This window comes from Thioalkalivibrio sp. (assembly GCF_007692535.1).
Lineage (GTDB): Bacteria > Pseudomonadota > Gammaproteobacteria > Ectothiorhodospirales > Ectothiorhodospiraceae > Thioalkalivibrio.
Window position 1 is genome coordinate 1 of sequence record NZ_REBW01000267.1, and the last position, 5,636, is coordinate 5,636.

Consider the following 5,636-nt stretch of genomic DNA (forward strand, 5'->3'; position numbering starts at 1 on the left):
GTCGGGTTACGCTGCGCTAACCCGACCTACAGAGCTCGCTTGCCCTTGTGGGAGCCTGCCTTGCAGGCGAAGCTTTTGGCGGTTTCGCTGCGGTCAATACGATTCTCCCTGCTGGGGGAGCATTCGTGCTGATCAGGGAATTTTCCCCTAACCGGCCCTCGTCGCGTGCGCCGTCAATCGCGCAGGCTTGCGGCGATTCCCGCCAGCGCGGTGTCGTAGCGCGGCGACCAGTTCAGGGCTTTGCGGATACGGCTGGAGTCGATCCGGCGCTGTTCGCGCAGAAAGCTCGCCATTCCAGGATGCGCCGCATAGTAGGCCTCGAGATCAGGAATGCAGGGCGGCAGCTCCACGCCGATCCGATCGGCCACTGTCCGGGCGAAGTCGGTACTGCTCATGTGTTCGTTGTCGGCAAGGTTGAAGAATCCGGTCGGCGCGTCGTCCTCGAGCAGCCGCAGGATTACGTCGACGATGTCATCCCGGTGGATGCGGTTGCCCGGCGGGCAGATCTCGGGGCACGGAACCTGCAGCCCGGCGCGGATCTGCTCCTCGCGGAGCCGGCCGGGGCCATAGATCCCGGGCAGTCTCAGCACTGCCCACCGGGTTCCCCAGCGCTCGCACGCCGCGACCAGGGCCTGTTCGGCGTCGAGGCGCCGGAGCGCCCGGGCGGTCGCCGCGCGCAAGGGCGCGTTCTCGTCGACCTCGGCGCCGTCCTGGTTGCCATAGACTCCGGTTGTGCTCGCATAGACGAAACGATCGGGCGGCCGTTCGTCGAGGGCCTCGAGCACCCTGCGCAGCCGCGGATCGCCCTCGCTGTCCTTAGGCGGCGGAGCGAGATAGACGACCCGGCGCGTATCCACGTCCGCCAGATCGATCACCTCCGCATCCAGATCGACGCAGCGAATCCGCGGATTTCCCTCCAGCTGCCGGCGCAGGCCGACCCACGGTATTCCCAGGTCCTCCAGCGCGCGGGCCAGTGCGTGCCCCACGTATCCAAGCCCCACGATCAAGATTTCCCCGTTTTTCGACATCCCCACGACACCCCGGCTTGTTTGCGTTTGCACGGCGATTGTCGACAATTCGGTCCTCATTCACCAGCGGGGCGGATGCATGGCATTCCACGTGACAGTACGGCCGGCCAACCACGAGTTCACGGTCGAAGATGACGAAACGGTCCTCGAGGCTGCGCTGCGGCAGGGCTTCGCGTTCCCTTATGGCTGCCGCAATGGCGCCTGCGGTTCCTGCAAGGGCCGCATCCTCTCCGGCGAGGTCAGCTACGGCCCCAAGCGCCCGCCCGCCCTGAGCGAGGAGAACGAGGCCGCGGGCTTCGCCCTGTTCTGCCAGGCGGTGCCGGTGGACGATCTCGAGATCGAGGTACGGGAAATCGGCGCGGCGCGCGACATCGTGATCAAGACGCTGCCCTGCCGTGTCGCCTCGCGCACCCTGCTCGCGCCCGACGTGGTGGAACTGCGCCTGCAGCTCCCCGCCACCGAGCGTCTGCAGTTCCTCGCCGGGCAGTATCTGGACATCCTTCTGAAGGGTGGCGACCGCCGCAGCTACTCGCTGGCCAACGCCCCGCACGATGACAAGCAGCTGGTCCTGCACATCAAGAAGGTCCCGGGCGGGCGATTCTCCGATGCCGCCTTCCACGAGATGAAGGAAAAGGCCCTGCTGCGCATCGAGGGACCGCTGGGGACGTTCATTCTCGACGAGGCGTCCGAGCGACCGCGCCTCTTCGTCGGCGGGGGTACCGGTTTCGCACCCCTGAAGGGCATGCTGGACCACGTGATGGAAACCGATCTGGATCGTCCCCATCATCTCTTCTGGGGCGCTCGCGACGCCGCGGGCATCTACGCGCCCGAGTGGCTACGGGCGGTGGCACAGCGCGCCGGCGACCACTTCCGGTTCACCCCGGTTCTCTCCGACGTTCCGGCCGCCGACGTCGCGGGCTTCCCCGCCGCCTCGGGCTGGCTGCACGACGCCGTGCTGGCGGCCTACCCGGACCTGTCCAATTTCGACGTCTACATGGCCGGGCCGCCCCCGATGATCAACGCGGCGAAGGCCGCCTTTGTGAACGCCGGCCTGCCCGAGGAGCAGCTGTTCTACGACAGCTTCGAACCTGCGGTTCAACCCGAGGCCACCGCGAGCTGAACCACCCAGCCCGCCGCTCCAACCCCGATAGCGGCGGCAAGCCCCCTCACTGCACACGGACCCCGGTCTGGCCCCAGGCATATGGAGTGCGGGAGCTTGCTCCCGCTTTCTGCGCGGCCGAAGCCGGTGCCGTCCCGCACGACCCCGGTTGTCCTCACCCCGTATTCTTACCGCCCCCCAGCAACGCCAAAACCGCCCGCAACATCGCCGCGTCCGTCGGATCATCCGCCGTCTGAATCGGGCCCAGGAAGCCCAGCTCCCGCGCCAGCTCGGCGACCCGTGTCGCGCCGATGACCAGCGGCGTCCGCAGCAGGGCATTGCGCCCCTGTGGGCTCACCATTGCGACCAGGTTGCGCAGGCTCTCGCCACTGGTCACGGTGATCGCGTCGACGGCACCGGCCTTCAGCGGGCTCTCCAGCGGCTCCGGGTCCAGATCGGGGATTGCACGCCGGTAGGCCTCGACATACGTCACCTCTGCTCCCCGGTCCCGCAGCGTCTCGGCGAGGTGTTCGCGCCCGCCGTCGCCACGAAAGATCACCACCTTGTGTCCGGCGAGATCCTGCAGGGCGGGCTCTTGCAGCAGCGCCTCGCTGTCGAAGCGGGACTCGGGGACGATGTCTGCTGCCCGACCGTGGTCCTGCAACTCGAGGGCTGTCCGCGCGCCGATGGCCGCGACCCGCAGCCGGGCCGGCCACGGCCCCCGGGCCAGCGCGGCCGGCACGACCCGCTGCACCGCGTTGGCGCTGACGAACACCGCGATGTCGAAATCGCTGAGCGCATCGAGCACTGCCCCGAGTCGCCCCGGATCGTTCGGTCCCTGGATCTCGATCACCGGAAAGCGGGTCACTTTCGCCCCCGCCGCCGCCAGCATTGCGCAGAAGGGCCCGGCCTGCGCCGCCGGCCGGGTCACGATCAGGTGACGTCCCGCCAGGGCTCCGGCCGTGTTCTCCGGGACTTCCGGTTTCACGCGTTTACCGGTTCGCCTGCGCGAGCAGTTCGCCAGCGCCCTGGGCGAGCAGGTCCTCCGCCAGCGCGACGCCGAGTTCCTCGCCCTGGTCCCCGGACCCGCGGATCTCGGCCCGCAGGATGCGGCTCCCATCGACCGCGCCGACCAGCCCGCGCAGGTGCAGTTCGGCGCCGTTCAGCAGCGCATGCGCCGCCAGCGGCACCTGGCAGCCGCCCTCGAGCCGACGGTTGAAGGCGCGCTCGGCACGCACCCGGATGCTGGTGTCCGCATGACCCAGCCCGGCGATCAACGCCATCACCTCGGCGTCGCCCTCCCGGCACTCGATCGCGATCGCGCCCTGCCCGACGGCCGGCAGGCTGAGCTCGGGTTCCAGCCGGTTGCGGATCCGGTGGTCGAAGCCGAGCCGTTTCAGGCCGGCCGCGGCGAGCAGGATGGCGTGGTACTCGCCGGCGTCCAGCTTCGCCAGGCGGGTATTCACGTTGCCGCGCAGGTCGGTCACCACCAGGTCCGGCCGCCGCGCCCGCAGCTGGCATTGCCGGCGCAGGCTGGAGGAACCCACACGGGCTCCCTCGGGCAGCTCGTCCAGGTGCCCGTAGTCGTTGGAAACGAAGGCGTCCAGGGGGTCCTCTCTTTCCAGGATCACCGGCAGCACCAGGTTCTCGGGCAGTTCCATCGGCACGTCCTTCACCGAGTGCACCGCGATATCCGCCCGGTCCTCCAGCATGGCCACTTCCAGCTCCTTCACGAACAGCCCCTTGCCCCCGATCCGGGCCAGCGGCGCATCGAGGATGCGGTCGCCCTGCGTGGTCATGGTGACCAGTTCGACCTCGAGCCCCGGGTGTAGCCGCCGCAATTCACTCGCGACGTGTTCGGCCTGCCAGACGGCCAGGGGACTCTTTCGGGTGGCGATACGGAGACTGTTCATGGGCCATCCAGGCTGGGGGCCGTCGGGCGGCCGTGGGCTAAACCCTCGAGTATAGCCGGGCCTGTCGGCCACGCGGGAAGTTTGACGCCTGGGCAGCACAGCCGGACGCGCCGGAGCAAGCCGGGCAAGTACAGAATGGTACAATCGGGCGCCGTATCTCCAGCGAGAAACCCGATGCCGCAGGACAACGCGCCCGACTCCCCGGTCAATCCCGCCGCCAAGCTCTGGGGCGGCCGGTTCAGCGAGGCGACCGACGCCTTCGTGGAGCAATTCACCGCCTCGGTGGGCTTCGACCAGCGCCTGTATGCGCAGGACATCACGGGTTCGATCGCCCACGCGCGGATGCTCGCGGCGGTGCAGGTCCTGACCGAGGACGAGGCCGATGCGATCGTCCGCGGCCTGGAGGCGATCCGGGCCGAGATCGAGTCCGGCGAGTTCGCCTGGAGCGTGGCGCGCGAAGACGTGCACATGAACATCGAGGCGCGGTTGATCGAGAAGATCGGCGAGACCGGGAAGAAACTGCACACCGGCCGCTCGCGCAACGATCAGGTCGCGACCGACATCCGCCTCTGGCTGCGCGAAGCGATCGACGCGCTCCGGGTCGAACTGCGTCGCTACCAGCGCGGCCTGCTCGACCTGGCCGAGCGCGAGCACGCGACGGTCATGCCCGGTTTCACCCATCTGCAGACGGCCCAGCCGGTGACCTTCGGCCACCACATGATGGCCTGGTACGAGATGCTCGAGCGCGACGCCGAGCGCCTCGCCGACTGCCGGCGCCGGGTGAACCGGTTGCCCCTGGGCGCCGCCGCGCTGGCCGGCACCAGCTACCCGCTGGATCGCGAGCTCACCGCGCGGCTGCTGGGTTTCGACGGCGTCTGCCGCAACTCGCTGGACGCGGTCAGCGATCGCGACTTCGCGATCGAGTTCGCCGCCGCCGCCTCGCTGATCATGATGCACCTGTCGCGCCAGGCCGAGGAGCTGATCCTCTGGGCCAGCGCCCAGTTCGCCTTCATCGACCTGCCGGACCGCTACTGTACCGGTTCGTCGATCATGCCCCAGAAGAAGAACCCGGACGTGCCGGAGCTGGTGCGCGGCAAGACCGGGCGCGTGTACGGCCACCTGATCGGCCTGCTGACCCTGATGAAGGGCCAGCCGCTCGCCTACAACAAGGACAATCAGGAAGACAAGGAGCCGCTGTTCGACACCGTCGACACCCTGGCCGGCAGCCTGCGCGCGTTCGCCGACATGGTGCCGAACCTGCGCGTGCGGGCGGAGAACATGCTCGAGGCCACGCGCCGCGGCTTCGCCACCGCGACCGACCTCGCCGACTATCTGGTCGGCAAGGGTCTCCCGTTTCGGGATGCGCACGAGGTGGTCGGACTCGCGGTGCGGCTGGCGTCCTCGCGCGGCTGCGACCTCGCCGACCTGGCGCTGGAGGAGCTGCAGGGATTCGATGCGCGCATCGAGGACGACGTCTACGACCTGCTGACGCCCGAGGGCTCGGCGGACGCGCGCGACCTGCTCGGCGGCACCGCGCCGGCTCAGGTCCTGGCCCGCATCGCCGAGGCCCGCGAACACCTCGCCCACGTGGCCGGG

General features: G+C 69.1%; 5 protein-coding genes. 2 read left to right on the top strand and 3 right to left on the bottom strand.

What is annotated here, in order from left to right; genetic code table 11:
* Nucleotides 1–173 precede the first annotated feature (173 nt).
* Nucleotides 174–1,028, bottom strand: coding sequence for an NAD-dependent epimerase/dehydratase family protein (locus EA346_RS14670; protein WP_296759840.1), 855 nt, complete (start codon nt 1,026–1,028; stop codon nt 174–176).
* 79 nt (nt 1,029–1,107) lie between these two features.
* Here EA346_RS14670 and EA346_RS14675 point away from each other — a divergent pair, with 79 nt between their 5' ends.
* A complete protein-coding gene (locus tag EA346_RS14675) occupies nt 1,108–2,148 on the top strand; it encodes a CDP-6-deoxy-delta-3,4-glucoseen reductase (protein ID WP_296759842.1) in 1,041 nt (346 codons plus the stop codon).
* A 154-nt stretch (nt 2,149–2,302) separates the two neighbouring features.
* Here EA346_RS14675 and EA346_RS14680 read toward each other — a convergent pair whose 3' ends face one another.
* Both EA346_RS14680 and hemC read right to left on the bottom strand, forming a co-directional pair.
* On the bottom strand, nt 2,303–3,115 hold the full coding sequence (locus EA346_RS14680; RefSeq protein ID WP_296759844.1) for a uroporphyrinogen-III synthase: 813 nt from the start codon (nt 3,113–3,115) through the stop codon (nt 2,303–2,305).
* Between the two features lie 4 nt (nt 3,116–3,119).
* Nucleotides 3,120–4,040 (bottom strand): hydroxymethylbilane synthase, encoded by a 921-nt coding sequence (gene hemC / locus EA346_RS14685; protein ID WP_296759846.1) that lies wholly within the window; start codon nt 4,038–4,040, stop codon nt 3,120–3,122.
* A 174-nt stretch (nt 4,041–4,214) separates the two neighbouring features.
* On the opposite strand from hemC, the gene argH reads away from it, so the two are divergent.
* The coding region (gene argH / locus EA346_RS14690) for an argininosuccinate lyase (protein ID WP_296759847.1) at nt 4,215–5,636 on the top strand (1,422 nt) is incomplete at its 3' end.

Excerpts from the sequence above, each read along its gene's own strand:
- EA346_RS14675 (WP_296759842.1), top strand. The coding sequence starts at position 1,108 with ATGGCATTCCACGTGACAGTACGGCCGGCCAACCACGAGTTCACGGTC.
- EA346_RS14670 (WP_296759840.1), bottom strand. The coding sequence starts at position 1,028 with ATGTCGAAAAACGGGGAAATCTTGATCGTGGGGCTTGGATACGTGGGG.
- hemC (WP_296759846.1), bottom strand. The coding sequence starts at position 4,040 with ATGAACAGTCTCCGTATCGCCACCCGAAAGAGTCCCCTGGCCGTCTGG.